This window comes from Actinopolyspora xinjiangensis (assembly GCF_900104475.1).
In the GTDB taxonomy this organism is placed as follows: domain Bacteria; phylum Actinomycetota; class Actinomycetes; order Mycobacteriales; family Pseudonocardiaceae; genus Actinopolyspora; species Actinopolyspora xinjiangensis.
In genome coordinates this window covers 172,362-196,547 of the sequence record NZ_FNJR01000005.1, presented here as the reverse complement: position 1 = coordinate 196,547, position 24,186 = coordinate 172,362, and the positions used below count along the sequence as shown (strand labels likewise).

Sequence of the window (24,186 nt, the reverse complement as noted above, 5' to 3'; positions counted from 1 at the left end):
GGTCCTGCCGGGAAGGGGGAAACCTCCCCGCCCCGAAGCGGGGAAAACTCGATCAGCTCGCGTTGAGCACCCGCACCGGTGCCCCCGCCAAGTACTGCCGGACGTCCTCCACCGCTTCGGTGAAGAACGCCCGGTAGACGGTTTCCGAGACGTAGCCGAGGTGCGGGGTGAGCACCGTGCGGGGGGCGCGGCGCCACGGATCGTCGGCGGGGAGCGGTTCGCGCTCGTAGACGTCGACACCGGCACCACCGATGCGGCCCTCGTGCAGCGCGGAGAGCAGCTCCCGCTCGTCGACGATCGGCCCGCGTGAGGTGTTGATCAGGTATGACTCCGGCCCCAGCAGGTCGAGTTCCGCACGCCCCACGAGACCGCGGGTTCGCTCACTCAGCTTCACGTGAATGGTCACCACGTCGGACTCGGCGAACAGCTCCCGCCTCCCGACCGCTCGAGCTCCCACCTGCCGTGCGCGCTCCTCGGTGATGTTCTCGCTGTGAGCGAGCACCTCCATCCCGAACGCACGTCCCACGGTGGCGACCTGGGAGCCGAGGCGCCCCAGCCCGAGGACGCCGAGCGTACCGCCGAGCAGGTCCTTGCCCACGGTGTGCTGCCAGCCGCCCTCGCGCACCGAGCGGTCCTCCTCCGGTATCCGCCGCGCCAGCGCGAGGATCAGCCCCCAGGTGAGCTCCGCGGTGGGAGCCCACTCGGCTCCCTCCCGCATCCCGTTGCCGGTGCCGCACACCGTCACGCCCTGTTCGGCGGCGGCGGCCATGTCGATGACCGCGTTTCCCATACCGGTGGTGACCAGCAGTTCCAGGTTCGGCAGCCGGCGCAGCACCGTCGCGGGAAAGGGAGTCCGCTCCCGCATCGCGACGACAACGTCGAACGGTTCGAGCTCGCGCACCAGCTCCTCGGGATCGGCGATGTGCTCGTCGAACACAGCGACCTCGGCATCGGGGGGAAGGGTGTGCCAGTCCCCGAACTCCCGGGCGACGTTCTGGTAGTCGTCCAGTACGGCGATCCCGAGCGGGCTACCCCGCCCGTTGGCGCTGTCGGCGGAGGCGGAGGAACCGCCGCGGACGAATGTGCTGTCTGCTCGCATGTCTCTCCCGGCTCTCTGGTCGGCTCGTCGGCGCACCCGGCTGCTTACCACCGGGGGCGGCAACACTACTCGGCGGAACGGCCGAGACGGAGGGCGTCGGCGGCATCGCGGGTCGGCGGCCCCGCTCCCACTCGGGCGCGCTGCCGCGCGGGACCGTCCGCGAGCCCCACGAAGTCCACCGGGAGACTGGCGACATGAATACCTCGACCGTGTTCCACCTGCTGCCGTCGGAGTCGTACCACTCGGCCCCCGGGGAGCCGATCACCGCCGCCTCCCTGGAGCGGGAGGGGTTCGTGCACTGCTCCCCGGACGCGGAGACGGCGTTGGCGGTGGCCAACTCGCTCTACCGTTCCACCGAGGAGCAGCTGGTGCTGCTGGAGCTCGACGCCGCCTCCCTCTCCGCACCGGTGCGCTGGGAAGCTCCCGCTCCGGTCCCGCCGGAGGGGGTTCCGGCGGGGACGCTGTTCCCGCACGTCTACGGAGCACTGGACCGGGCGGCGATACGCGGGGTCAGCTACGCACGGCGGGACGCCGAAGACCGCTTCGTCTCGTTCGAGAGCAGGGGCGAGATCGCCGAGCGACTGGATCTGCTGCCCCACCCGGAGGGTGGTTGGTACCGGCGCACGTGGACCTGTGCGCAGACCTCGCGTCCGGAAGGGCGTGGTGTCCGCCCCAGCGCGACGGCGATCTACTACCTGCTTCCCGCGGGGCAACGCTCCCGGTGGCACCGGGTGGAGTCGGACGAGCTGTGGATGTGGCACCGCGGTCCGGCGTTGCTGCTCCGCGGCGCCGGTCGCGGACGGGAGCCCGAGGAGCGTACGGAGGCGGTCAAACTGGGGCCGGGCCTGGCGGACGGACAAGTACCCCAGTCACTCGTTCCCGCCGACAGTTGGCAGTGCGCCGAGAACACCGGGGACACCGACACCCTGGTCAGCTGCGTGGTCTCGCCCGGTTTCGACTTCGCCGACTTCCAGATGATCTGACTCGGTCCCGACGGGACAACGGGGGTCCGACAGGGAATCGTGCGGTTCCGGCCGGCCCGGAGCGGCGGGGAGTCGTGTTGGGCTGAAAGGCACGGTGCCGACGCACCGCCGCTCCACCCAGCTCATCGCCAGCGAGGCGATCACGATGGTGCCCGTGCACGTGGTGGCCGTGACAGCGAAGACGGCAAGAGAGTTCACCAGCAACCACCCCCGAGGATGCTTCGACTCGTGCGTCCGCGTCGGAGCGGCGTGTCCCGCGAGGATCCGTACGGAAGGATTCCGGCCACGCGAACTGACCGTTTCGAGTGCGTCGACTCCCGGTCAACGGTAGAGGCAGGTGCGAAGCAGCGCCGGACGGCGGACCGCGCATCCCCCGAACAGGTGAGCCGGAGGTGTCGCGGCCCCGCGGCGAGGAACCGGCTCCGCGGCACCACCGTGCTCCCTCGGCGGCGGGCGTACCCGCGAGCGCGGCGGTAGCATCACCTCGACGACCCGCGGAGTACGCGTTCGGGGCGATGGCCAACCCCATGACCACCGGGGAGAGACGACCGCTCGGGAGAGGGGATCGGGGTGAGGAACTACTCGGTCCACCTGATCTGCCACCTGCTCGTCGTGCTGACCGGACTCGCGGGCGGCACCGCCTTCGGACTGTGGTTGTTCGACGACAACGCAGCCGCCGGGTGGTTGGCGCTCCTCGCACTGGGAGTGGCGCTGGGTGTGCTGGCGCTGCAGGCCGGACACCTGCGGCGGGAACGAGCAGCGCGTGTACCGCGCGGCCGACGGACGCTGCCGGACCTCGGAACGCGCTGAAGAGCACGCACGTCCCGGACGGACGCGCCGCGACACACCGTCCGGTGCCGCGCGGTGTTCCCGGCCCCCGCGGGAAATCTCACCGGAGCGGAACCGGGACTCACCGAGCCGCTCGGATGTGCTCCACCGAACCGCCCGCCGCCGAGCGGCGCGCCGCCTCGATCACCTCCAACCCCCGCAACGCGTCCGCGGGATCCACCGGAGGCGCCGCGCCCGACTCCAACGTCTCCACCACTGCCGCGTAGAAGTCCTGGTAGCGACCGGGAGCGCTCGGGTGGGGACGCGTCTCCGGCTCGACCCCGAGCGAGCCCCAGCTCTCCCTCGGTTCCTCTCCCCAGCCCTGCTCACCGGGAACGCGGCCCTGCCGCAGCGCCGCCTCCTGGGGATCGAGCCCGTACTTGGTGAACGCCGCCCGGTCCCCCAGGACCCGGAACCTCGGTCCCTGCTGCGCGGCGAGTTTGCTCACCCAGAGGTGGCTGTGCACCCCACCGGTGTGCCGCAGCGAGAGGAAGGTGTCGTCATCGGCGCCCACACCGGGACGGATGGTCTCCGTCTCCGCGTAGACCGACTCGACGTCGCCGAACAGGCACAGTGCCTGGTCGACGAGGTGACTTCCCAGGTCGTAGAGCACTCCGCCCGCTTCCTCCGGGCCTCCCCGGTCGCGCCAGGAGTCCTTGGGCACCGGAACCCAGCGCTCGAAGCGGGACTCGAAACGGTGCACCTCGCCCAGCGCCTCGGAGTCGAGGAGCTCGCGCAGCGTGAGCATGTCGCTGTCCCAGCGACGGTTCTGGAAGACGGTGAGCGGCACCGCGCGGTCGTTCGCACGCGAGATCAGTTCGCGGGCCTCCGCCGATGTGGGGGTGAACGGCTTGTCCACTACGACCGGGATGCCGGCGTCGAGCGCACGTGCCGTCAGGTCCGCGTGACTGCTGTTCGGGGTGGCCACCACGACGAGATCCAGTTCATCGGCACGCTCGAAGAGCTCCTCGGCCGTGGTGTGCACCCGGGTCCTCGGATGCCGCGCAGCCACTCGCTCGGCCCGCTCCGGACTGGAGGTGACCACCGCGTCGAGGCGCAGTCGTGGCTGCGCCTCGATGAGCGGTGCGTGGAAGGCCGCTCCCGCCAGACCGTAACCGAACAGGCCGACCCGAAACTGCCCCGTCGAATCCATGCCCTTCATTACACCAAGCCGCCACATCGCCCCGGATCACGGCACCGGGACGGCGGAGCGTTCTCAGGCGGACTCGCCGCTCCCGCGCCGGGCGGCGGACTCGGCGCCGAGAGCCTCTCCCCGCACCGAGACGTCGTGCCCCGGACGGACCAACCCGGTTTCGTAGGCGAGGATGGCGAGTTGGGTGCGGGAGTTCAGGTTGAGCTTCTGCATCACGTGGTAGACGTGCGACTTGACGGTCAGCTCCGCCAGCCCGAGGCTCTCGCCGATCTCGGCATTGGAACCGCCGCGCGCCACTTCCAGCAGCACGTCGCGTTCCCGGTCGGTCAGCGCGGCCAACTCCACCGAGGCGTCCCGCATCTCCAGCGAGGCGAACCTGTGCAGCAGTCTGCGTGTGACGCTCGGCGCGAGCAACGCGTCCCCGGAAGCCACCGTGCGGACGGCTCTGAGTAGCTCCTCCGGGGGCGCGTCTTTGAGCAGGAAACCGCTGACCCCCGCCCGTAGCGCCGAGTAGACGTACTCGTCCAGGTCGTAGACGGTAAGCATGATCACCGCGGTGCGCCCCTCGGTGCTCCGGACGATCTCGCGGGCGGCGACGATGCCGTCGGTGCCGGGCATCCGCACGTCCATCAAGACCACGTCGGGCCTGCGCCGCCGCACCGCGGCCACGGCACCGCGACCGTCGTCGGCCTCGGCCGTCACTCGGAGGTCCGGCTCGGCCGACAGCAGGGCCACCAACCCACCACGGATCATCGCCTGGTCGTCGGCGACCAGTACGTCCGTGACCGACTGCGTCACCACGAGCGGACCTCCTCGGATCACTCCGGGTCCGAAGTTTCCGGGCACGGTAGCACGGCCGACAAGCGAAACCCGTTCGGAACAGGATGCGCCGTCAACGTTCCGCCGAGCAACGACACCCGCTCGCGCAGCCCGATCAACCCGTGCCCGTTGGCCCCCGAATCGCTCTCCGGCGCCGGTGCGGCGGATCCCGTCCTTCCGAGCACGTCGGTGGTGTGGTTGCTCACCTCGATGTCCAACCTGGTGGACTGGTAGCACAGCGACACGCGGGCGTAACCCCGGCCGGCGTGCTTGAGCACATTGGTTATCGCCTCCTGCACCACCCGGTAGGCCGTCATCTCGATCCCGGGGTCGAGTTCGCGCACTCGGCCGCACCGCCGCAATCGCCAGCTCACCCCGGTGCCGCTCACCGACTCGATCAGTTCGTCCAACCGGGCCAGACACGGTACGGGAGCCCGATCCCCGTCCTCCCCCGGGGCGGCCTCTCCTTCCTGGCCCCCGTCCGGGACGACGCGCAACGCGCTGAGCAACTGGCGCATCTGCTCCAACGAGGACCGAGAAGTCCGTTCGAGCTCGCCAAGCGTGTCCCTGGCGTGGTCGGGGTCACGGTCCACCAGGGAGCGTGCCACTCCGGCACGGAGCGCCACCACCGACAGGTTGTGCGAGACGATGTCGTGGAACTCCCGGGCGATCCGGGCCCGCTCCACCGCCGCCGCGTCCCGGGCGAGCTGGTCGCGCGCCTGCTCCAGCAGGCTCACCGCCTGTTCCAGCTGGGCCGCCTGCCTGCGCTTGACCCGCATGGCCCTTCCCCAGCCGAGCACCATGACCACGTTGACCAGCGCGCCGAGCAGCATCACGGTAGCGGCGTGCGGTGGCAACGACGGCAACCTGCTGATCGGCCAGATCATGGCCAGCGCGCCCGCGCCGAGGGTGGCGGGCAGCTCACCGCGCACGCACACCGAGTACACGCTGATCAGAATGGCCAGATTCAGCGGGCCGACGGGTTCCTCGATCCGGGTGAGCACGATGGTCACCGTCACCAGCACGACCAGGCTCACCCACGGCAGGAAACGCCGTAGCAGCAGGGTCGCCACGGCGGGCAGCCCGAGCAACAGCGACCAGCGAAACGTCTCCTGCTGGTTGGACGGCAGGAAGACGACGAGCAGGTGGCAGCCCACGAAGACCGACACCAGCCCCAGTTCCAGCAGTGTTCTGCGCCATCGCCACCGAACCGGGAGCGGTGCGGAGGTGGCGCCGGGATTCCCGCCACGCAAGAGGGTGTCCTTTCGGAGTGCGGGCCCGACCGTACCGGGCACACCGAACAGCCGTTACCCCCTCGCGCGGCGGGAGTCGCCCACGTGCTCTCGTGCGGAGGGATGATACGTGACGTGGTTCCCGCTCGGCGTACCACTTCACCCGCCGCTACTGAGGGACCATCAGGGGCCAACCCCGAAACCCGAGGTGACGGACTTAATACCCCCGGTCCCGCCACTCACCCAAGTGGGGTCGCTCGGTCGCGATCGTGGTGCTGGGGCCGTGCCCGGGACGGACCGTGGTCTCGTCGGGCAGGGTGAACAGCCGGTTCTCGATCGAGTCGATGATCACGCCGAAGTCCGAGTAAGAGCGCCCGGTGGCCCCCGGGCCACCGGCGAAGAGGGTGTCACCGGTGAACACCGTGTTCAGATCCACCGAGTACAGGCTCACCGCCCCGGGAGCGTGGCCCGGTGTGTGCAACACCCGCAGCCCGGTCCCGGCGACCCCGATCACCTCCTGGTCGGCCAGCATCCGGTCCGGCTCCCGCTCCGGATGGGTCATCCGCCACAGCACCAGATCCTCCGGGTGCAACAGGATCGGTGCTCCCACGGCCGCCGCCAGCTCGGGGGCGAACCGCACGTGGTCGTCGTGGCCGTGGGTGGCGACGATCGCCAGCACGTCGCGGTTACCGACCAGCTCCAGGATCGCGGACACGTCGTGGGGTGCGTCCACGACGACGCACTCGTGGTCGTCCCCGACCACCCAGACGTTGTTGTCCACTTCGAAGGTCTGCCCATCCAGGGAGAACGTCCCGGAGGTGGTGGTGTGGTCGATACGCGCGCTCACAACACCACCACCGAACGGAGAACGTCACCGTTGCGCATCCTCCCGAAGGAGGACTCCACGTCCTCCAGTCCGATCTGTTCGGTCACGAACTTCTCCAGCGGAATCCTGCCCTGCAACGACATCTCCACCAGCGCGGGAAAGTCCCTCGTGGGCAAGCAGTCCCCGTACCAGCTCGACTTCAGCGCCCCACCCCTGGCGAACACGTCCAGCAGCGGCAGGTCGAGCCGCATGTCGGCAGTGGGCACCCCGACCAGCACCACCGTGCCCGCGAGATCACGGGCGTAGAAAGCCTGCTCGTAGGTGCGGGGGCTGCCGACGGCCTCGATCACCAGATCAGCGCCGAACCCGTCGGTGGCATCGCGGATTCCCGCCACCGGATCGGTCCGAGCGGCATCCACCGTGTGGGTGGCGCCGAACTCGCGTGCCCACTCCAGCTTGCGGGGGTCGGTGTCCACGGCGATCACGCGGCGCGCTCCGGCCATGACGGCACCCGTCACGGCGCCGTCGCCCACGCCACCGCAGCCGATCACGGCCACGGTGTCACCCGGACCCGCCGCCCCGGTGTTGACGGCCGCGCCGATCCCCGCCATCACTCCACAGCCCAGCAGACCGGCCACGGCGGGCCGGGCGGCCGGATCGACCTTGGTGCACTGCCCCGCGGCCACCAGCGTCTTCTCCGCGAAGGCCCCGATCCCCAGTGCGGGGGACAGCGCGGTGCCGTCGCGCAACGTCATCGGCTGGGTCGCGTTGTGGGTGTCGAAGCAGTACTGCGGGCGTCCACGGCGGCAGGCCCGGCACCGGCCGCAGACCGCACGCCAGTTGAGCACCACGAAGTCGCCGACGGCGGTGTCGGTGACATCGGGGCCTACGGCCTCGACCACCCCGGCGGCCTCGTGCCCCAGCAGGAAGGGGAACTCGTCACTCACCCCGCCGTCGCGGTACTGCAGGTCGGTATGGCACACCCCGCAAGCCTGTACGCGCACCAGGGCCTCCCCCGGGCCGGGGTCCGGAACCAGCACCGTGGTCACCTCGACCGGCCGGGACGCGCCGGTCGCGACCACCCCACGAACCTCGTTCGCCACCAACAACCTCCGGGAATCGAGCGGAACACCACAGCTTGATCATCGTCGTACGACAGCCGGGCGAGCACAACCACGGCATCGGGATCATCGCTCGATCGAATTGTCGGAGAACCACGGCCATCGTGCGGGTCGGTCCACCGTCCGATCACATGTTAAGCACACTCAGTCACCGTGGAACTACACTGTGATTGCGCCCTTCGCCGTCACCCCGCCGGAACGGCACGAGTTCCACGGTGAACCTCCCGCACCGGGCCGCTCCGTAACGTTCCACCACCGGAAGAGAGAAACAGGATGTGGGCATGATCTGGGAAGAGTCCCGATACCGACGGCAGATGGACCTGACACGTCCCTGCGGCGCGCGAATCACCGATGCCTTCCTGGGCGGTTGCCACAACTTCGGGGTGGAGCGCGAGTTCGTGGAACGTGCCGAACGGGCGGTACCGGGGATCACCACCACCGTCCGGGAGAGCCGGGCCTTCCTGCGCCGCACGGTCGACCACTCGCTGAGATCGGGAATCAGGCAGTTCATCGATCTCGGCTCCGGGCTGCCCACGGTAGGACACATCCACGAGATAGCGGGCAGGATCACCTCGGACCACCGAGTCGTCTACGTGGACAACGAACCGCTGACCGCCGCACACGGTTCACGGCTGCTCGCGGACCACCCGCAGGCGGCGCTGCTGCACGAGGACTGCCGCGAGATCGACTCGATACTCTCGGCCCCCGAGCTGCGGCGGCTCATCGACCTGGACGAACCGGTGGCGCTGATACTGACCGGGGTGGTGCACTCCCTCCCGGAGAGCTCGGACCCCCGCTCGCTGGTCAGGGCCTACCGGGACAGCCTCGCGGTGGGTAGCCACCTGGTACTGGCGCACTTCACCGACAGTTTCTGCCCGGAGCGGACACGGGCGCTGCAACGGTTGTACGCGGAGAGCTCGGACCCCATGTTCGCTCGCAGCACCGGCTGGATCGACAGCCTGTTCGGCGACTTCGAGATACTCGATCCCGGAGCGAGGCCGCTCACCGAGTGGCGCCCCGATCCCCGTGGCACCGCCGAGGCGGAACGGTGCCAGGTGCTCTACGGCGGGATCGGCCGCAAGCGGTCCGGAAGCGAGCTGAACCCGCCCGCGGTGAGTTCAGTGGGCGCGCCGCGCGGCGGTGCGGCGCCGGACGACCCACAGCGCGAGGGCGGCGAGCAGGGCGACGAATCCCGCGGCGGACCACGCCTCGGCCAGCCCCGCGCGAGCGGCCAGTACGCCGAATAGCAACGGGCCGCAGCTGCCACCGATGTAGACACCGGTCTGGCTGACCGAGGTCGCGCTGGCCACTCGCCCCGGGTACAACCCGGCGACCGCGAAGTTCAGCAGCCCCGGCCAGGCCCATCCCGCGCCGAACGCGACGACCGCGCCGACGAGGAAGGCCGCGGGCAGCGGAAAGGCCATCAGCACGAAACCCGCGGAACCGACCGACAGCAGCAGGACGATCACCCCCACGGGGTTCGGGTTCCTGCGGTCGGCCAGCACCCCCATCGTCAACCTCATGCACAGCCCGGCCACCGAACCGACCGCCAGGACCATTCCGGCGGCACCCGGCCCGAACCCGACATGGACCCCCGTGGTCGTCACGAAGGACCCCAACGAATTCGCCGCCGCCGAGGCGAAACCGGCGGCCAGGGCTATCAGCAGCAGTACGTCCCTGCCCGGCGGAGCGATCCCGGTCTCGGCGCTCGTGGCGCGCTCCCCGTGTACTACCACCCTCGCGGGCGCGAAGACCGCCGCGCACAGTCCCACCAGCGCCGCGCCCGCGAAGGCCCACCGCCAGCTGAACGTCAGCGCGACTGCCGGGACCGCCAGCCCTGCCAGCAGGGTGGAGGCCGGGATCGCGGACTGCTTGATGCCGAAGGCGGTGGCACGGCGGTTCGGGGGCACGCACTGGGAGATCAGCAGGTTCGAGGCCGGCTGCCCCAGGGCGTTGGGCAGACCGGCCAACCACGTCATGACCAGCAACCAGCCCACGTGTCGCGAAGCGGCGATCCCCGAGGAGCACACCGCGCTGCCCACCGCGGCCAGCCGCATCGCCGGGACGGCACCGATCCGTTCGGACAACCAGCCCATCAGGCGTGAGGAGAGCGCCGCCACCGCGAAGAACCCCGCGGCACCGAGACCGAGCACGGCCGGGCCGAAACCGAACTCCCGCTGGAGCTGCACGCCGAGACCGCCGACGAGGAAGGCGGGCAGGATTCCCACGGTCACCACGGCCGCGACCGCCAGCAACGCACGTCCGGGCAGTCGAACCGTGGGTTCGCGCGTCAACGGCATCGCGTCCGGCATCACGGCACCCGTTCCTGGTCGGCTCCGACGGTCGGCCCAACGGCGTCATAGCACTCCGGGCCGCTGCGCCGAACGGAGGAGTGACCGATCCCTCCCCGAGATGCCACCCCGTCACCGCCTCGGCCGATCCGGAATCGCCGGTTCGGGACCGTCGGGACGGCGACCTCCCGGGAGATCCACGGCAGCGGGCACCGATCCGGCCTCGGTCCCGTTCTCAGTCCCGGAAGGCCTGCACCCCCGTCATGGCCGCCCCGATCGTCAGCGCGTGCATCTCGGAGGTTCCCTCGTAGGTCAGCACGGACTCGAGGTTGGTCATGTGCCGCATCACCGGGTACTCCAACGAGATCCCGTTGGCCCCCAGCACGGTCCGCGCGGTGCGGGCCACCTCCAGCGCCCCGCGCACGTTGTCCAGCTTGCCGAAGCTGACCTGTTGCGGCAGCAGTTTGCCCTCGTCCTTGCGCCGCCCCAGGTGCAGCGCCAGCAGTCGACCGTTGTGCACCCGCACAGCCATGTCGGCGAGTTTGGACTGGGTGAGCTGGTGACCGGCCAGCGGCTTGCCGAACTGTTCGCGGGTGGTGGAGTAGTCCAGGGCAGCACGCAGACAGCTGTGCGCCGCACCGTTGGCTCCCCAGACGATGCCGTACCGGGCCTCGTTCAGGCAGCTCAGCGGGCCGCGCAGTCCCACGACCTCCGGCAGCACCGCGTCCTGCGGCAACCGGACCTCGTCGAGCACCAGCTCACTGGTGACCGAGGCGCGCAGCGAGAGCTTGTGGTGGATCTCCGGCGCGCTGAAACCCGGTGTGCCGGTGGGAACCACGAACCCTCGGATTCCCTCCTCCGTGGTGGCCCACACGACGGCCACATCGGCGATCGTGCCGTTGGTGATCCACATCTTCCGGCCGTTGAGCACCCAGTCCGTGCCGTCCCTGCGTGCCGAGGTGCGCATCGAGGCCGGGTCCGACCCGTGGTCCGGCTCGGTCAATCCGAAGCAGCCGATGGTCTCCCCCGCCGCCATGCTCGGCAACCAGTACTGCTTCTGCTCCTCGGACCCCCAGCGCCATATCGCGAACATGGCCAGCGAGCCCTGCACCGAGACCAGCGAGCGGAGACCGGAGTCGCAGGCTTCCAGCTCCTCGCAGGCCACCCCGTAGTCCACCGCGGACATCCCGGCGCAGCCGTAACCGTCCAGGTGCATCCCGAGCACGCCGAGCTTGCCGAGTTCGCGCGCCAACTCGCGTGCGGCGGGAAGCTCGCCGCGCTCGAACCAGTCCCCCACGTAGGGCCCCACCCGGTCACGGCACAGTGCCCGCACGCTCTCCCTGACGGCCAGTTGTTCGGTGGTGAGCTCGTCGTCGATCCCCAGCGGATCACGGGGGTCGAAGTCCGGGCGGAATCCGGCGTTCATCTGCTCCAGCCTCCAGGCAAGCGTCAGATCGGGTGAATGTCCATCCCCGACCCAGTGAGGTCGCGGGAGTACGACTCGGGTTCGGGAGCGGCCGGTGGGCCACCACGGCCGAAGAGCCAGTCCAGGATCTCGGTGGTGTGTTCTCCCAGCCGGGGCGGCGCCGTGGGGCGAGCGTGACCGGACTCGGAGAGCCCTATCGGGTTGCGCACCCCCACCGCCTCCCCATCCTCATGGGAGATCGTGGGCGCGAGCCCCAGGGACTCCGCGTAACGCACCGCCCCCGAGAGGTCGTTGACCTGCCCACAGGCGATCCCCACCCGCTGCAGTCGTTGCTGCCAGGCGGCAGCGGGGCGCGCACCGAGCACGTTCTCCAGCTCGGCCACGAGCTCCTCCCGGTTGCGCACCCGGTCGGCGTTGGTCGCGAACCGCGCGTCCTGCGCCATGCCGACGAGCCCCAGCGTCTCGGTGAGCCTGCGGAACTGCTCGTCGTTGCCCACCGCGACGGCGAGGGAGGCGTCCTCGCAGCGCAGCGTCTCGTACGGGGCGATGCTGGGGTGGCGGTTGCCCATCCGCTCGGGGCTCTCCCCGGTCGCCAGGAAACCGCCGACCTGGTTGACCAGACCGGACAACAGGCTGGAGAGCAGGTTGACCTCGATGTGCTGACCGGTTCCGGTGGACTCGCGCCGGCGCAGCGCCGCCATGACGCCGAGAGCCGCGTCCTTGCCGGTGAGCACGTCCACGACGGCCACGCCCACCTTGGTGGGAGGCCCGTCCGGTTGACCGGTGATGCTCATCAACCCGCCGACCGCCTGCACGACGAAGTCGTACCCGGCCAGTTCCGCCCCCTCGGCTCTGCCGAAGCCCGAGATGGAGACGTACAGCAGCCCGGGATTGTCCGCCCGCAGGGTCTCGTAACCGAGCCCGAACCGTTCCAACGAGCCCGGCCGGTGGTTCTCCACCAGCACGTCAGCGCGACGCGCGAGCTCGACGGCGGCCTCCCGGTCGCGCTCGTCGGTGAGGTCGAGCGCGACACTGTGCTTGCCACGGTTGAGCGACTCGAAGTAGGCCGAGCTCGACTCCGTCCAGGGCGGCCCCCAGGACCGGGTGTCGTCCCCGCTGCCGGGGCGCTCGACCTTGACGACGGTCGCGCCGAGATCGGCGAGCAGCATCGTCGCGTAGGGGCCTGCCAGCACCCGGCTGAAGTCCGCGACGAGCACACCCTCCAGCGGCAGAGTCCGCGCCATTCGGCTCTCACCTTTCCGCACTCACGGCGCGTTTCGCGTTCTGTGACTGCCCACCCACCGCCGTTCGGAGGCGACCGCGGTCCCCGGACGCGCGGACGGCCGCCGCACCGGTTTTCCGGAGAGGCGGACGGCTTGCGCCAGCGTAAAGTTGGATCCAATATACAGTTGAACGGGCACCGGTCAAGCCGAACCGGACGTGCGCGGACCCGTCGGCCCGGCCGCATCGGTCAAGTAGCGGCCCTAACGAGGAGGACACGGGCCCGCTCCCACGGGACGCTCGGCTCCGACCTCGGACCACGGGAGCGAGATGCCACGACCGCCGACGACCCAGCAGTTCGTGCTCGACGAACTGCGCAGGGCGATCCTGTCCCGCGAACTGGCACCCAACCAGCCGATACGCCAGGACAGCATGGCCCACACTCTGGGGGTCAGCCGGGTACCGCTCCGGGAAGCCCTCAAGACGCTCGAAGCCGAGGGGCAGGTGGTCTACCGTCCGCACCGGGGTTACACGGTCGCCGAACTCTCGCTGGCCGATCTGCTGGAGGTCTACCGGCTGCGTGAACTGCTGGAGACCGAGGCCGCGACGCTCGCCCCGGCCAGGGCCGGTGAAGAGGACGCGGCGCGGGTGCGGGAGGAGCTGCACGCGGTCGCCGGGGCGGCGGCGCACGACGACCTGGTCGAGATGATCTCGTCCAACCGCCGGTTCCACTTCGCGCTGCTGGAACCGGCCGGGATGCCGTGGCTGATGCGCATGGTGCGCACGCTGTGGGACACCACGGACGCCTACCGCGCGGTGTACTACAACTCTCCCGAGAACCGGGACCGCGTGCTGGCGGAGCACGAATCGATCGCGCGTGCCTTCGAGGCACGCGACGGCGCGGAACTGGCCCGGCTGCTGCGGCAACACCGGGAACACGCCGTGACGGCGTTGCGGGCGACGTTGGACCCACCGGCGAACGACTGACGTCGCTCGCGGGCCCGGCCACGGAGCACGTCGCCCGGCGGGATCCCGCCGGGCGAGCGCCCCGCCGACCGGCGGGCCGGAAAACGGCGGTCAGTACTGGTAGAAGCCCTTTCCGGACTTCTTGCCCAACAGCCCGGCGTCGACCATGCGTCGCAGCAGCGGCGGAGCCGCGTAGCCTGGGTCGCCGTACTCGGTGTGCATGGAGTCGGCTATGGCCACGACAGTGTCCAGTCCGACCATGTCCGCCAGCGTCAGCGGCCCCATCGGGTGGGCACAGCCGAGCACCATGCCGTTGTCGATGTCCTCGGCCGAGGCGAAGCCGCTCTCGTACATCCGCACGGCCGAGAGCAGGTACGGCACCAACAGCGCGTTGACCACGAAACCGGCCCTGTCCTGGGCCCTGATCGGCTGCTTGCCGAGCTGTTCGGTCGCGAACTCGCCCGCCCGTCGCACGGTCTCCTCGGTGGTGACCAGCGAGGGCACCAGTTCGACGAGTTTGAGGACCGGGACCGGGTTGAAGAAGTGAATGCCGATGACGTTGCCGGGACGCTCGGTGGCCCCGGCCAGTTTGGCGATCGGGATGGACGAGGTGTTGGAGGCCAGCACCGCCTCCCGGTCGGTGACGATCCGGTCCAACTCGGCGAACACGGAAGTCTTGACCTCGGGGTTCTCCGCCACGGCCTCGACCACCAGCTGCCGGTCCGCCTGGTCCGCCAGCCGGGTGGTGATGTTCAGCCGTTCCAGGGCCGAGTCCCTGGTGGTCTCGTCGAGCTTGCCGTTGCCGACCGCGCGGTCCATGGACTTCTGGATCCTCGCCCGGGCCGCCGCCGCGGCGTTCTCGTCGATCTCGGAGAGCACCACGTCGAGTCCGGCCCGGACACTGACCTCGGCGATGCCCGAGCCCATCAGGCCGCCGCCCACGACACCCACACGTTGGATCTGCCCCACCACTGAGTTCCTTTCGCCTCACACCCGGCCGGGGAGCGACCGCTCGCCGTCCGGGCACCGCTCGATCCGACTATTACCGACCAGTAACCTCGGTGGCCGACAACTCTAGTAGCCCGGTACCGGAACGGAAACCAGGCCGTGTCACCCCGGGCTCGTGCCGACGCTCGGTGATGTGCCGCCGAACCCGCGTCCGGAGTCGGCGCGAGCCGACCGCGAGTGCGCGCCCGCAACCCGAACCGAGGGAGGACCGAACGAAAATCCCGATCAGGAGGTGGTCGTCGGAAGCAGGTAACGAGAGAACCAGGCACCGGCCGCCTCGGCCACCCGTTCCAGCGCCCCCGCCTCCTCGAACAGGTGGGTGGCGTGGGGCACCCGATGCACCTCGTGCTCGACGGTGAGCTCGCGGGCGACATTCTCGTTGAGCCGCAGCACCTCGGCGTCCCGCTCACCCACGATGAACAACGCGGGCGCCCGCAGCCCGGCGAGCCGCTCCGTCGCCAAATCGGGGCGCCCGCCCCGCGAGACCACCGCGCGCACCTCGCGCGGGCGACGGACCGCGGCTCCCAGCGCGGCAGCGGCTCCGGTGCTGGCGCCGAACAGCCCCAGCGCGCGGTTCCGGAGATCCTCACGCTCGGCGATCCGGTCCAACACTCCCAGCACCCTGGCGGTCAGCAGCTCCACGTCGAACCGTATCCTGCCGTCCCGCTCGTCCTGGAGTCGCTCTGACGGCGTCAGCAGATCCAGCAGCAACGTGGCCAGCCCCATCCCGTTCAACCACCGGGCCACGGCGACGTTGCGCGGGCTGTGCCGCGAGGAACCGCTGCCGTGCACGAACACGACCAGCCCGGCCGCTTCGTCGGGCCCGGTCAGATCCCCGGTCAGCTCCTCGCCGCCCGCCGCCTCCCGGGCGGGCAACGAGATCTCCGCCCTCACCGGACCACCGGCTGTGGGGTACCGTTCAGCGTTCACTGTCCTCCACCCGTTCGGCGTCCTCCTCAGGGGCCCGCTCCACCACCTCGGGATCGGTGGCATCGATCCCCTCGGTGGAGGAAGCGCTCAACCCGGTGCTCTCGACCCGCTCGGCCTCCACCACGGTCGCGCCGTTCGTACGTATCGGCCACTCCTCGGCCGTGCCCGTCTCCCCACCGGACTCAGGGGCTTCGGACAGCTCCCCGGGTCCGACCGCCGATGCGGAGTCGGCGGACTCGGCCGCCCGCTCACCGAAGTCGGGGCGCTGCTCGGACAGCCGCTGGTCCAGATCGGGCACCTCCGCGTGCTCACTCGGCGTCGGACGCCGCCTGGTGACCTCGGACCAGTCCTCCGGCGGTTCGAGCCCACCTTCCAACGGGTCGACCGCTAGCTCGTCCTCGTCCAGATCGGCGGCCGACTGCAATCGCGCTGGATCCGTCGGCTGATCACCGCTGGAAACGGCCTCGTCGGCCGAAGGTGTCTCACCGTCCAACGGATCCGACATCGTCACCTCCGTCTTCCACGACGGTTCACCCCGTCGACCGTGGGGCTCGCCGCCCGCACGATTACCCGCTCGGGTCCACCGCGCAAACTCCGGGGACGACCTCTCGGGCGGGCTCAACGGGCGCGGAGCACCACGGGCCGCTGTGGTGCCTGTCGCGGACGGGCAGGATGTACGAGAATGCGATGGGATCGGGGCTTTCCGCCCCGGAGGACGGACCACCGTCCTCGCCGGGAACCGGCACCGGCGGGACGGGCCCGCTCGCGCGGCGGCCGTGGAAGGGAGTTCACGACGTGGGGCAGCTACAAACCGAGGTCGAGGCCACCGACGTGGGGCTCTGCCCCGAACGGCTGGAACGGATCGAACAGCACTTCGCGGAGTACGTCACCGACGGCAGACTGCCCGGCTGGCTGGTGCTCATCGCACGGCACGGCAAGATCGCCCACCTGCGCACCCACGGGATGCGCGACCTGGAAGCCGGGCTCCCGGTGGAGACGGACACCATCTTCCGCATCTACTCGATGAGCAAACCGGTCACCTCGGTGGCGGCGATGATGCTCTACGAACGGGGGCTGCTCGAACTGACCGACCCGGTCGCCGAGTACCTGCCGGAATTCGACCAGCCCCGCGTCTACACCGGCGGTTCCGCCGCCGCCGCGCAGACCCGCCCCGCCACCGAGCCGATCAGGATCTGGCACCTGCTCACCCACACCGCCGGGCTCACCTACGGCTTCCACCGGATCCACCCGGTGGACCAGATGTATCGCGATCAGGGCTTCGAGAACGGCTACCCGGAAGGACTCGACCTGGCGGGCGCCTGCGCCGCTTGGGCACGACTGCCGCTGCTGTTCGACCCCGGTGATGCCTGGAACTACTCCGTGGCGACCGATGTGCTCGGACGCGTGGTCGAGGTGGTCTCCGGCAGCACGCTCGACGAGTTCTTCCGCGGGAACATCTTCGAACCACTGGACATGCGCGACACCGACTTCGCCGTCGCCGAGTCGGAACAGGACCGGCTGGCCGCGCTCTACAGTGTGGACCGCAACCGTCGCGCGGTGCGCAACGAGCGATTGAACCGGGTGGGTACCGAGTTGCCGCACGTGCTCTCCGGAGGGGGCGGGCTGGTCTCTTCAGCCCGCGACTACCACCGCTTCACGCAGATGCTGCTCGGCGGCGGAACGCTCGACGGCAACCGGCTGCTGAGCAACCGCACCGTGGGATTCATGACCCGCAACCACCTGCCCGGCGGGGCGGACCTGGCCGACATGGCGATGGGGTCGTTCTCCGAGGTCACCAACGCGGGCAAGGGATTCGGACTCGGCTTCTCGGTCAACGACCGCCCGCAGGCGTCGAAAGTGCTGTCCTCACAGGGGCAGTACGCCTGGGGCGGCATGGCCAGCACCGCGTTCTGGGTCGATCCGGCGGAGGACCTCACGGTGCTGTTCCTGACCCAGCTGATGCCCTCCAGCGTTCACCCGATCAGGACGCGCCTGCAGGCGCTGGTCTACCAGGCACTGGTCGACTGACCGGGCTCTTCGACCATCACAGGGTGAGCGTGCGGTGGCACCTCGCCACCGCTCCCGGCCCGGTGTCGAGCGGTCGGCGACGCGAAGCACCCGGACGGACGCCCCGAACACCACCGGCCCCCGTGCCTGGGAGCCGTATCCCTACGGAGCGCTCAGCTACCGCGGTTGTACCCCAGCTCCTCCACGATGGGATTGCTCGCCGTCTCCGTCTCGTGCTCGGCGAGCCCGTCGGCGGTGCGCCCGGTGTTCTGGTCCGCCTTGTCCGCCTCGGTCTGCCCCGCCTCGGCGGCCGGGTCGAGTTGGAGCGAACGCCCCACCTCGGTGAGGTTCCCGTACTCGTCGGCGCGCGGCATGGCGCGCAACGCGGCCAGCGTCTCCTCGTCGGCCTCGTTGGCCTCAGCGTGCGCGACGAGCTGGTCCTTGTCCGCCGGGAAATCCACCCCGGACAGACTGGCTCTCAGCTTGGCTCGATCGACTGCCACTGTCTTCTCCCTCCTCCGCGCTCCGGTGCTCCCGGTGGATTCCCCGGCACCGCGCCCCTGACGCGGTTGCCCACCCCGCGATCAACCGACATCGGTGCTGGGGGCGCTGCGGGACTGGGAACGATGTCTGCCCTCGGCGATCTCCTCGACCGCCTTGGCGCAGAAGGCGTCGAGGTCATCGGGATCACGACTGGTGACCAGGCCGGAGTCGACGACCACCTGTTCGTCTGTCCACTCGGCCCCGGCGTTGCGCAGGTCCGTGGCCAGACTCGGGTAGGAGGTCAACCGACGGCCACGCACCACGCCCGCCTCGATGAGCGTCCAGGGCGCGTGACAGATCGCCGCGACGGGCTTCTGCGCCGCGAAGAAGTCCGCGACGAATCGAACGGCCTCCGGCACCCGGCGCAGCGCGTCCGGGTTCGCCACCCCTCCCGGCAGGACCAACCCCGCGTAGTCCTCGACGTCCGCGTCCCCGACAATCTGGTCCACCGGAAACGTGTCCGCCTTGTCGAGGTGGTGAAACGCCTGCACCGAACCGGAGGAGACCGAAACCAGCTCCGGCTGCCCGCCGGCCCGCTCGACGGCCTGCCAGGGCCGCGTCAGCTCCACCTGCTCGATTCCCTCACCGGCGACCAGGAAGGCCACCCGCAGTCCGCTCAGGCTTCCGGACATGTCGGGGACCACCTCCCCTCGACATCGACGGACGCGATCCGTGGCATCGCGGTACCCGGCGCGGACGAGCGCCAAACCTCGCTCCGACCGGCGCGGGGATCGCCCCGGGTAGGTTGGGGCGGGAGCGAAACCGATCATCGGAGGCGTCAAGTGCAGTCGGGCGAACTCGTACCGGATTTCGAGCTGGCGGACCAGTACGGAGCGCGCCGCTCGCTGTCCGAACTGCTGACCGGAGGCATCGTCGTCCTCTTCTTCTACCCGGCGGCCATGACCCACGGCTGCACGGCCCAGAGCTGTCACTTCCGGGATCTGGCCGCCGAATTCGCCGTGCTGGGGGCCCAACCGGTCGGCATCAGCCCGGACCCGGTGGACAAGCAGGCTCGGTTCGCGAGCACGAACTCGCTGGAGTTCCCGCTGCTGTCCGACGCGGACGGCGCGGTGGCCCGCCGTTTCGGCGTTCGACGCCGCTTCGGACCGCTCCCCGTGAAGCGCCACACCTTCCTCATCGACCGCGACAGCCGGATTCTGCGGGTGATCCGCGGCGAGTTCCGGATGGCGGCCCACGCGGACAAGGCGATCGAGTTCCTGCGGCAACGTGCTTGACAGCGGCCCACGCCTCGCGGGGTTAGTGCGGCGGGCCAGCGCGAACGAGCTCAACCACTCCGCTCCCGGCCCGGCCCCGGTCGCGTCGACCGGCGGCCACGTCCGGGGCCATCGCCGCGGGAACGGCGTACTGGAAGGGGAGACCCGTGACCGAACAGACCGTCGGCGTCATCGGTGGCGGCATCGTCGGGCTCGCGGTGGCGCGCGAGCTCAGCCGACGACACGAGAGCGTGCGCGTCCTCGTGTTCGAGAAGGAGGACCGGCTCGGGGCGCACCAGACCGGGCACAACTCCGGTGTCGTGCACGCCGGTATCTACTACCCACCCGGCGGCCTCAAGGCCGAGCTGTGCAAGCGTGGGCGCTCTATGCTGCGCGAGTACTGTTCCGAACGGTCGGTGCCGTACGTCGAGTGCGGCAAGCTCGTGATCGCCGTCGACGAGTCCGAACTGGGCCGCTTCGACGCCCTGGAGGTGAACGCGCGCCGCAACGGCGTACCGGGGCTGCGGCGGGTGTCGGGCTCGGGTATCACCGAGATCGAACCCCACGCCGACGGAGTGGCCGCGTTGCACTCCCCGGAAACCGCGATCACCGACTACGCGGCGGTGGCCGCCGCGCTGGGCGAGGACGTCGGGCGGGCCGGTGGCCGCGTGCTGCTCTCCACCGCCGTGACCGGGTTGCGGCGTCGGCACGACGGCATCGATGTGGTCACCACCGGCGGGGTGCACCGAGTCGACCGGCTCGTCGTCTGCGCCGGACTGCGTTCCGACCGGGTCTCGCGTTGGGCGGACGGCGCGGACGGGCCGCGAATCGTGCCGTTCCGCGGGGAGTACATGCGCCTCGCGCCGTCGGTTCGTGAACTGGTCCGCGGCATGATCTACCCCGTGCCGGACCCGCGCTACCCGTTCCTGGGAGTGCACTTCACCCGCCGCGTCTCGGGCGAGGTCGAAGTCGGCCCGAACGCCGTACTGGGGCTCGCCAGGGAAGGCTACCGTCGTCGGGACGTCTCCCCCGGACAGCTGCGCGACATGGCCTCCTGGCCCGGGTTCTGGCGGATGGCCCGCGCGCACTGGCGCACCGGGGTGCGGGAGGTGGTGGGCAGCCTGTCGGTCAGGGCCTACATGCGTTCGGCGAGCCGGTACGTCCCCGCCGTCGGGCCGGCCGACGTGCGACGCGCCGGTTCCGGAATCCGCGCGCAGGCCGTGGACCGGGACGGGTCGCTGGTGGACGACTTCCGGATCAACCACGCCGACGGCGTCACCACGGTGCGCAACGCGCCTTCCCCCGCGGCCACCTCCGGCCTGGCGATCGCCGAGCACGTGGTCGACCGGATGGAGTCGGAGTCCCCGTAGCGGATTCCGGAGAGCGCTCGGCGGTGTCGGGGAGCGCGTGGATCGCACCCGGCGGTGTACTCGGGCGTGTGGAGCCGGCCCGCTCAACGCGGACCTTCCGGTTGTCCTCGTCAACCCTCGGACGGTGCCGAACGTCCCCGGTTCGGAACCGTGTGCCCGTCCCGACCCATTAGGCTTGGTTGGCGAGACGGTGAAGGGGGAGCTCAGTGCAGCCGCTGTTGAGCAGCGAGCCGAGCAAGGTCGGGGACTATCGGCTGTTCGCCCGTATCGGCAAGGGGGCGATGGGTGCGGTTTACCTCGGATGTTCCCGGGGAGGGCGTCCGGTGGCGGTGAAGGTGGCCAAACCGGAGCTCGCCGAGGACGCCGAGTTCCGCGAACGGTTTCGTCGGGAGGCCAGCATGTCGGCCTCGGTCGGCGGTTTCTGGACCGCCACCGTGGTCGACTCCGACCCCGAGGCCGAGCACCCCTGGCTGGCGACCGAGTACGTGCCGGGGCCGACGCTGCACCAGGCGGTGACCGAGCACGGCCCGTTCCCGGAGCACACCGTGCGCAGGCTCGGGGCCGGTCTGGCCGAGGCGTTGCAGGCGGTGCACCGGGCCGGGCTGGTGCACCGCGACCTCAAGCCCTCGAACGTGCTGCTCGGCCCGGACGGCCCACGTGTGATCGACTTCGGGATCTCCAGAGCCATGGCGGCCACGGGCATGACCGCCACCGGAATGTTCTTCGGAACGCCGGGCTTCTTCTCCCCCGAGCAGACCACCGGCGGGGAGATAGCCCCGCCCAGCGACGTGTTCTCGCTGGGCGCGGTGCTGGTGTTCGCCTCGACCGGAACCGCGCCGTTCGGCAACGAGAACAGCGCCGCCATGCTCTACCGGGTGGTCCACACCGAGCCGGACCTGGGCCCGGTGCCCGAGGGTCTGCGCTCGCTGATCGCCTCCTGCCTGGCGAAGGATCCCAACGCGCGCCCGAGCACCGGTGAGCTGCTCGACCACCTCGGGCACTCCGGTTCACCCGACGGCGAGTGGCTACCTCGGGGGGTCACGGCGCTCATCTCGGCACACACCGCAGAGCTGGACCGGGTGTTCCGCGGCGATCTCCCCTCGACGGGTGGCGGGGCGAAAGGCACGCGGGGCGCGGAACCCGTGCCGCCGGACCACTCCCCCACACCCCGTGACAGCGGGAACCACGACCGGCACGGGTCGGTCGCGGCCGGCGCGACACCCGCCGCCGCGCCAAAGGGGACGGCGGTCGCTCCGGCTTCCCGTCCCCCGGAGGCGGGGCGGCCCGAAGCTCGCCCGAACGGCGGAGCACACGTGGCCGCACCACCGCCGGACCAGACGGAGCAGCCGCTGGTGCGGCCGGACCTGCCGGGGCCGACCTTCCACAGCGGCAGGCGGATCAACGCGCTGCTGTGGTCGGCGTTCTCCGGGCTGCTGGCCTACGGCACGGTGGTGCTGGCGGCGAACACCGGAGCCGGGGGCTCGGCGCGGGTGCTGCTGGTCCTCGGGGTGTTCCTGCTCGTGCTCAGCAGCGTGCTGTGCCTGGGGCAGGCGCTTACTCCCGGCATCCGTGTACGGATCAACAGCGACGGGCTGCGGATATCGCGTATGGGACTGCACCGCGAGATCCCCTGGAGCCGGGTCAGCAGGGTCGGTCTGGTCGGCAACGGCAAGAAGCAGGCCCTGACGGTGTGGGTGCACCGCGAATTCACCCCGCATCCCAAGTGGTGGCACCGTACCCGCGAGTACTACGGGGGCAACAAGATCTTCTCCGTGGGGGCCACCGGAGGGTGGTGGCGGAGGCGGCGCGAGGCCCGAAGGCTTCGCGCCGCCCTGCGGCAGTACGCGCCGCGCAGTTACGATCCCCGACTGCTCTGAGCTCTCGGTACGGTCCTCCGCGCCCCCCGGCGGCGGGCCGGGGATCGTACCGGCACTTCCCCGCGTCGCGGGAAGTTCGAGGTGGTCACGTCCGGCCCCGAGAAGCCGCCGGATCGTACTCGGCTACGGGCGCGGTGCCGGTCCGGCGACCGGACCGGCACACCCGAGGGAATCACCGCACCCGTGAGCTCTGCGCGTCGAAGAACCCGGCGAGTTCGGGCAAAAAGCCCTGTTCGTGCCCGGCGGCGTTGGGGTGGAAGGACTCCTCGATCGGGTAAGACAGGCCGTTGATCCAGGGCTGCCCACCGCACACACCGTGCCCGGCGAACTCCTCACGCACGTCGCGGAACGAGAATCCGGCCGCCTCGGCCTGTTCGGCGATCACGCTGTTGAGCGTGTCGGCGGCCTCGTTGAGCCTGCCCCGTTCGAACTCGCTGAGCAGCGACAGGCAGGGCCCGAGCTCGAACAGCCGGGGGTAGCCCACCACCGCCACCCGAGCGGCCGGAGCCGCATCCGCGATCGCGTCGTAGGTACCGGCGAGTTCGGCGGGAAGCTGCTGGGTCGCGTAGTTCTCCGCCTCGGTGACCACGTCGTCGCACGCCTGGTCCCCGCCGGTGGTGCAGGTGGTGACGACCTCACCGAATCCCGCGTCGTTGCCGCCGACCGAGACGGTGACCACATCGGTGCTCGCGCTCAGCGCGGCGACCTGCTCGTTGACGACGTCCGGGGTCTTCGCGCCGCCGCAGGCGACGAAATCCAGGGAACCGACCAGGCCTCGGTCGGCTATCAGTTCGGGGTAGGCCTGCGGGCTCCGCAGGCAGTCACCGCTCTCGGGGGTGTAGTTCCCGATCCCCACGCCGGAGGCGTAGGAGTCCCCGAGGGCCACGTACTCGACCGCATCGGCACGGTCCTCAGCGGTGGCCGCACTCGCGACGGGGGCCAGGAACGGGAGCAGGACGGCAGCCAGAACGGTGGAACAACGGTTCGACAGCGCGGATTTGCGCACGGGACACCTCCGGTGGCCTTGATCGACCGTTCGTGATTATCAACACACCGGAGATCACGGAAGACGAACACGACGAATCCGGCCGAATTGGCTGCGATCGTGTGAGAGGCCGTCGCCGGAAAGCCGGAAGGCCCCGGAGTCCGCACGGAGCAGCGGGCACGCGCAGCACGCGAAGGCGGCACCGACCGGCGTTCGCGAACACCCGACAGTGGGATGTACGCAACGAACGATCATTCGTGGCACCGACGACGCAACGAACAACCAAA

Annotated in this window: 22 protein-coding genes and 1 pseudogene; 8 read left to right on the top strand and 15 right to left on the bottom strand. The window is 70.3% G+C overall.

Annotated features, from left to right (window positions below; all coding sequences use genetic code 11):
- Positions 1-52: 52 nt before the first annotated feature.
- Positions 53-1,099 carry a D-2-hydroxyacid dehydrogenase family protein gene (locus BLQ75_RS09765; RefSeq protein ID WP_092600822.1) on the bottom strand — a complete coding sequence of 349 codons (1,047 nt, stop codon included), beginning with the start codon at positions 1,097-1,099 and terminating at the stop codon, positions 53-55.
- A 194-nt stretch (positions 1,100-1,293) separates the two neighbouring features.
- Between BLQ75_RS09765 and BLQ75_RS09760 the strand changes: the two genes are divergently transcribed.
- Together BLQ75_RS09760 and BLQ75_RS09755 are read left to right on the top strand one after the other, a co-directional pair.
- Positions 1,294-2,082 carry a cupin domain-containing protein gene (locus tag BLQ75_RS09760; RefSeq protein WP_092600820.1) on the top strand — a complete coding sequence of 263 codons (789 nt, stop codon included), beginning with the start codon at positions 1,294-1,296 and terminating at the stop codon, positions 2,080-2,082.
- Between the two features lie 570 nt (positions 2,083-2,652).
- Entirely contained in the window at positions 2,653-2,892 is a 240-nt protein-coding gene (locus BLQ75_RS09755) for a hypothetical protein (protein WP_092600818.1), read from the top strand.
- Between the two features lie 100 nt (positions 2,893-2,992).
- Here BLQ75_RS09755 and BLQ75_RS09750 read toward each other — a convergent pair whose 3' ends face one another.
- From BLQ75_RS09750 to BLQ75_RS09730, 5 genes are all read right to left on the bottom strand, one after another.
- Positions 2,993-4,063: a Gfo/Idh/MocA family oxidoreductase gene (locus BLQ75_RS09750; protein WP_092601062.1), complete on the bottom strand. Its 1,071-nt coding sequence runs from the start codon at positions 4,061-4,063 to the stop codon at positions 2,993-2,995.
- A gap of 63 nt (positions 4,064-4,126) precedes the next feature.
- Entirely contained in the window at positions 4,127-4,861 is a 735-nt protein-coding gene (locus BLQ75_RS09745; RefSeq protein WP_092601060.1) for a response regulator, read from the bottom strand.
- A gap of 20 nt (positions 4,862-4,881) precedes the next feature.
- Complete coding sequence (locus tag BLQ75_RS09740; protein ID WP_092600816.1) at positions 4,882-6,135, bottom strand: sensor histidine kinase; 1,254 nt, start codon at positions 6,133-6,135, stop codon at positions 4,882-4,884.
- A 196-nt stretch (positions 6,136-6,331) separates the two neighbouring features.
- The gene (locus BLQ75_RS09735; protein ID WP_092600814.1) at positions 6,332-6,961 is read right to left on the bottom strand and encodes an MBL fold metallo-hydrolase; all 630 of its coding nucleotides are present in this window, start codon (positions 6,959-6,961) and stop codon (positions 6,332-6,334) included.
- Positions 6,958-8,043: an S-(hydroxymethyl)mycothiol dehydrogenase gene (locus tag BLQ75_RS09730; RefSeq protein ID WP_244515378.1), complete on the bottom strand. Its 1,086-nt coding sequence runs from the start codon at positions 8,041-8,043 to the stop codon at positions 6,958-6,960. Before BLQ75_RS09730 ends, BLQ75_RS09735 begins: the two co-directional genes overlap by 4 nt.
- A gap of 299 nt (positions 8,044-8,342) precedes the next feature.
- Here BLQ75_RS09730 and BLQ75_RS09725 point away from each other — a divergent pair.
- Positions 8,343-9,131, top strand: a pseudogene (locus BLQ75_RS09725) (SAM-dependent methyltransferase); the annotation flags it as partial.
- A 48-nt stretch (positions 9,132-9,179) separates the two neighbouring features.
- Here the strand turns inward: BLQ75_RS09725 and BLQ75_RS09720 are convergent.
- The 3 genes from BLQ75_RS09720 to BLQ75_RS09710 all read right to left on the bottom strand — a co-directional run bounded on the left by BLQ75_RS09720 (position 9,180) and on the right by BLQ75_RS09710 (position 13,022).
- Complete coding sequence (locus tag BLQ75_RS09720) at positions 9,180-10,373, bottom strand: MFS transporter (RefSeq protein ID WP_139182945.1); 1,194 nt, start codon at positions 10,371-10,373, stop codon at positions 9,180-9,182.
- 214 nt (positions 10,374-10,587) lie between these two features.
- A complete protein-coding gene (locus BLQ75_RS09715; RefSeq protein ID WP_092600810.1) occupies positions 10,588-11,778 on the bottom strand; it encodes an acyl-CoA dehydrogenase family protein in 1,191 nt (396 codons plus the stop codon).
- 23 nt (positions 11,779-11,801) lie between these two features.
- Positions 11,802-13,022 carry a CaiB/BaiF CoA transferase family protein gene (locus tag BLQ75_RS09710; protein ID WP_092600808.1) on the bottom strand — a complete coding sequence of 407 codons (1,221 nt, stop codon included), beginning with the start codon at positions 13,020-13,022 and terminating at the stop codon, positions 11,802-11,804.
- A gap of 307 nt (positions 13,023-13,329) precedes the next feature.
- Here BLQ75_RS09710 and BLQ75_RS09705 point away from each other — a divergent pair, with 307 nt between their 5' ends.
- A complete protein-coding gene (locus BLQ75_RS09705; protein WP_092600806.1) occupies positions 13,330-13,986 on the top strand; it encodes a GntR family transcriptional regulator in 657 nt (218 codons plus the stop codon).
- A gap of 90 nt (positions 13,987-14,076) precedes the next feature.
- Here BLQ75_RS09705 and BLQ75_RS09700 read toward each other — a convergent pair whose 3' ends face one another.
- From BLQ75_RS09700 to BLQ75_RS23020, 3 genes are all read right to left on the bottom strand, one after another.
- A complete protein-coding gene (locus BLQ75_RS09700; protein WP_170837414.1) occupies positions 14,077-14,937 on the bottom strand; it encodes a 3-hydroxybutyryl-CoA dehydrogenase in 861 nt (286 codons plus the stop codon).
- Positions 14,938-15,198: 261 nt separating this feature from the next.
- Positions 15,199-15,903 carry a dienelactone hydrolase family protein gene (locus BLQ75_RS09695; RefSeq protein ID WP_244515376.1) on the bottom strand — a complete coding sequence of 235 codons (705 nt, stop codon included), beginning with the start codon at positions 15,901-15,903 and terminating at the stop codon, positions 15,199-15,201.
- Positions 15,893-16,408, bottom strand: a complete 516-nt coding sequence (locus tag BLQ75_RS23020; protein WP_139182944.1) for a hypothetical protein — start codon at positions 16,406-16,408, stop codon at positions 15,893-15,895. The genes BLQ75_RS09695 and BLQ75_RS23020 overlap by 11 nt, the downstream gene beginning before the upstream one ends.
- Before the next feature lie 290 nt (positions 16,409-16,698).
- Between BLQ75_RS23020 and BLQ75_RS09685 the strand changes: the two genes are divergently transcribed.
- Positions 16,699-17,931, top strand: a complete 1,233-nt coding sequence (locus tag BLQ75_RS09685; protein WP_170837413.1) for a serine hydrolase domain-containing protein — start codon at positions 16,699-16,701, stop codon at positions 17,929-17,931.
- 152 nt (positions 17,932-18,083) lie between these two features.
- Here the strand turns inward: BLQ75_RS09685 and BLQ75_RS09680 are convergent, their stop codons facing one another.
- Both BLQ75_RS09680 and BLQ75_RS09675 read right to left on the bottom strand, forming a co-directional pair.
- Complete coding sequence (locus tag BLQ75_RS09680; RefSeq protein WP_092600798.1) at positions 18,084-18,413, bottom strand: DUF2795 domain-containing protein; 330 nt, start codon at positions 18,411-18,413, stop codon at positions 18,084-18,086.
- A gap of 81 nt (positions 18,414-18,494) precedes the next feature.
- Positions 18,495-19,085 carry a type 1 glutamine amidotransferase domain-containing protein gene (locus BLQ75_RS09675; protein ID WP_092600796.1) on the bottom strand — a complete coding sequence of 197 codons (591 nt, stop codon included), beginning with the start codon at positions 19,083-19,085 and terminating at the stop codon, positions 18,495-18,497.
- A gap of 150 nt (positions 19,086-19,235) precedes the next feature.
- Between BLQ75_RS09675 and BLQ75_RS09670 the strand changes: the two genes are divergently transcribed.
- The 3 genes from BLQ75_RS09670 (at position 19,236) to BLQ75_RS09660 (ending at position 22,914) form a co-directional block, all read left to right on the top strand.
- Complete coding sequence (locus tag BLQ75_RS09670) at positions 19,236-19,688, top strand: peroxiredoxin (protein WP_092600795.1); 453 nt, start codon at positions 19,236-19,238, stop codon at positions 19,686-19,688.
- Between the two features lie 146 nt (positions 19,689-19,834).
- A complete protein-coding gene (gene lhgO, locus BLQ75_RS09665) occupies positions 19,835-21,037 on the top strand; it encodes an L-2-hydroxyglutarate oxidase (protein ID WP_092600794.1) in 1,203 nt (400 codons plus the stop codon).
- Positions 21,038-21,243: 206 nt separating this feature from the next.
- Positions 21,244-22,914 (top strand): serine/threonine-protein kinase, encoded by a 1,671-nt coding sequence (locus BLQ75_RS09660; RefSeq protein WP_092600793.1) that lies wholly within the window; start codon positions 21,244-21,246, stop codon positions 22,912-22,914.
- 172 nt (positions 22,915-23,086) lie between these two features.
- Here BLQ75_RS09660 and BLQ75_RS09655 read toward each other — a convergent pair whose 3' ends face one another.
- The gene (locus tag BLQ75_RS09655; RefSeq protein WP_092600792.1) at positions 23,087-23,920 is read right to left on the bottom strand and encodes an SGNH/GDSL hydrolase family protein; all 834 of its coding nucleotides are present in this window, start codon (positions 23,918-23,920) and stop codon (positions 23,087-23,089) included.
- Positions 23,921-24,186: the final 266 nt, after the last annotated feature.

Coding starts and splice junctions, on each gene's coding strand:
- BLQ75_RS09675 (WP_092600796.1), bottom strand. CDS start 19,085: ATGTCCGGAAGCCTGAGCGGACTGCGGGTGGCCTTCCTGGTCGCCGGT.
- BLQ75_RS09760 (WP_092600820.1), top strand. CDS start 1,294: ATGAATACCTCGACCGTGTTCCACCTGCTGCCGTCGGAGTCGTACCAC.
- BLQ75_RS09715 (WP_092600810.1), bottom strand. CDS start 11,778: ATGAACGCCGGATTCCGCCCGGACTTCGACCCCCGTGATCCGCTGGGG.
- BLQ75_RS23020 (WP_139182944.1), bottom strand. CDS start 16,408: ATGTCGGATCCGTTGGACGGTGAGACACCTTCGGCCGACGAGGCCGTT.
- BLQ75_RS09720 (WP_139182945.1), bottom strand. CDS start 10,373: ATGCCGGACGCGATGCCGTTGACGCGCGAACCCACGGTTCGACTGCCC.
- BLQ75_RS09705 (WP_092600806.1), top strand. CDS start 13,330: ATGCCACGACCGCCGACGACCCAGCAGTTCGTGCTCGACGAACTGCGC.
- BLQ75_RS09750 (WP_092601062.1), bottom strand. CDS start 4,063: ATGGATTCGACGGGGCAGTTTCGGGTCGGCCTGTTCGGTTACGGTCTG.
- BLQ75_RS09765 (WP_092600822.1), bottom strand. CDS start 1,099: ATGCGAGCAGACAGCACATTCGTCCGCGGCGGTTCCTCCGCCTCCGCC.
- BLQ75_RS09710 (WP_092600808.1), bottom strand. CDS start 13,022: ATGGCGCGGACTCTGCCGCTGGAGGGTGTGCTCGTCGCGGACTTCAGC.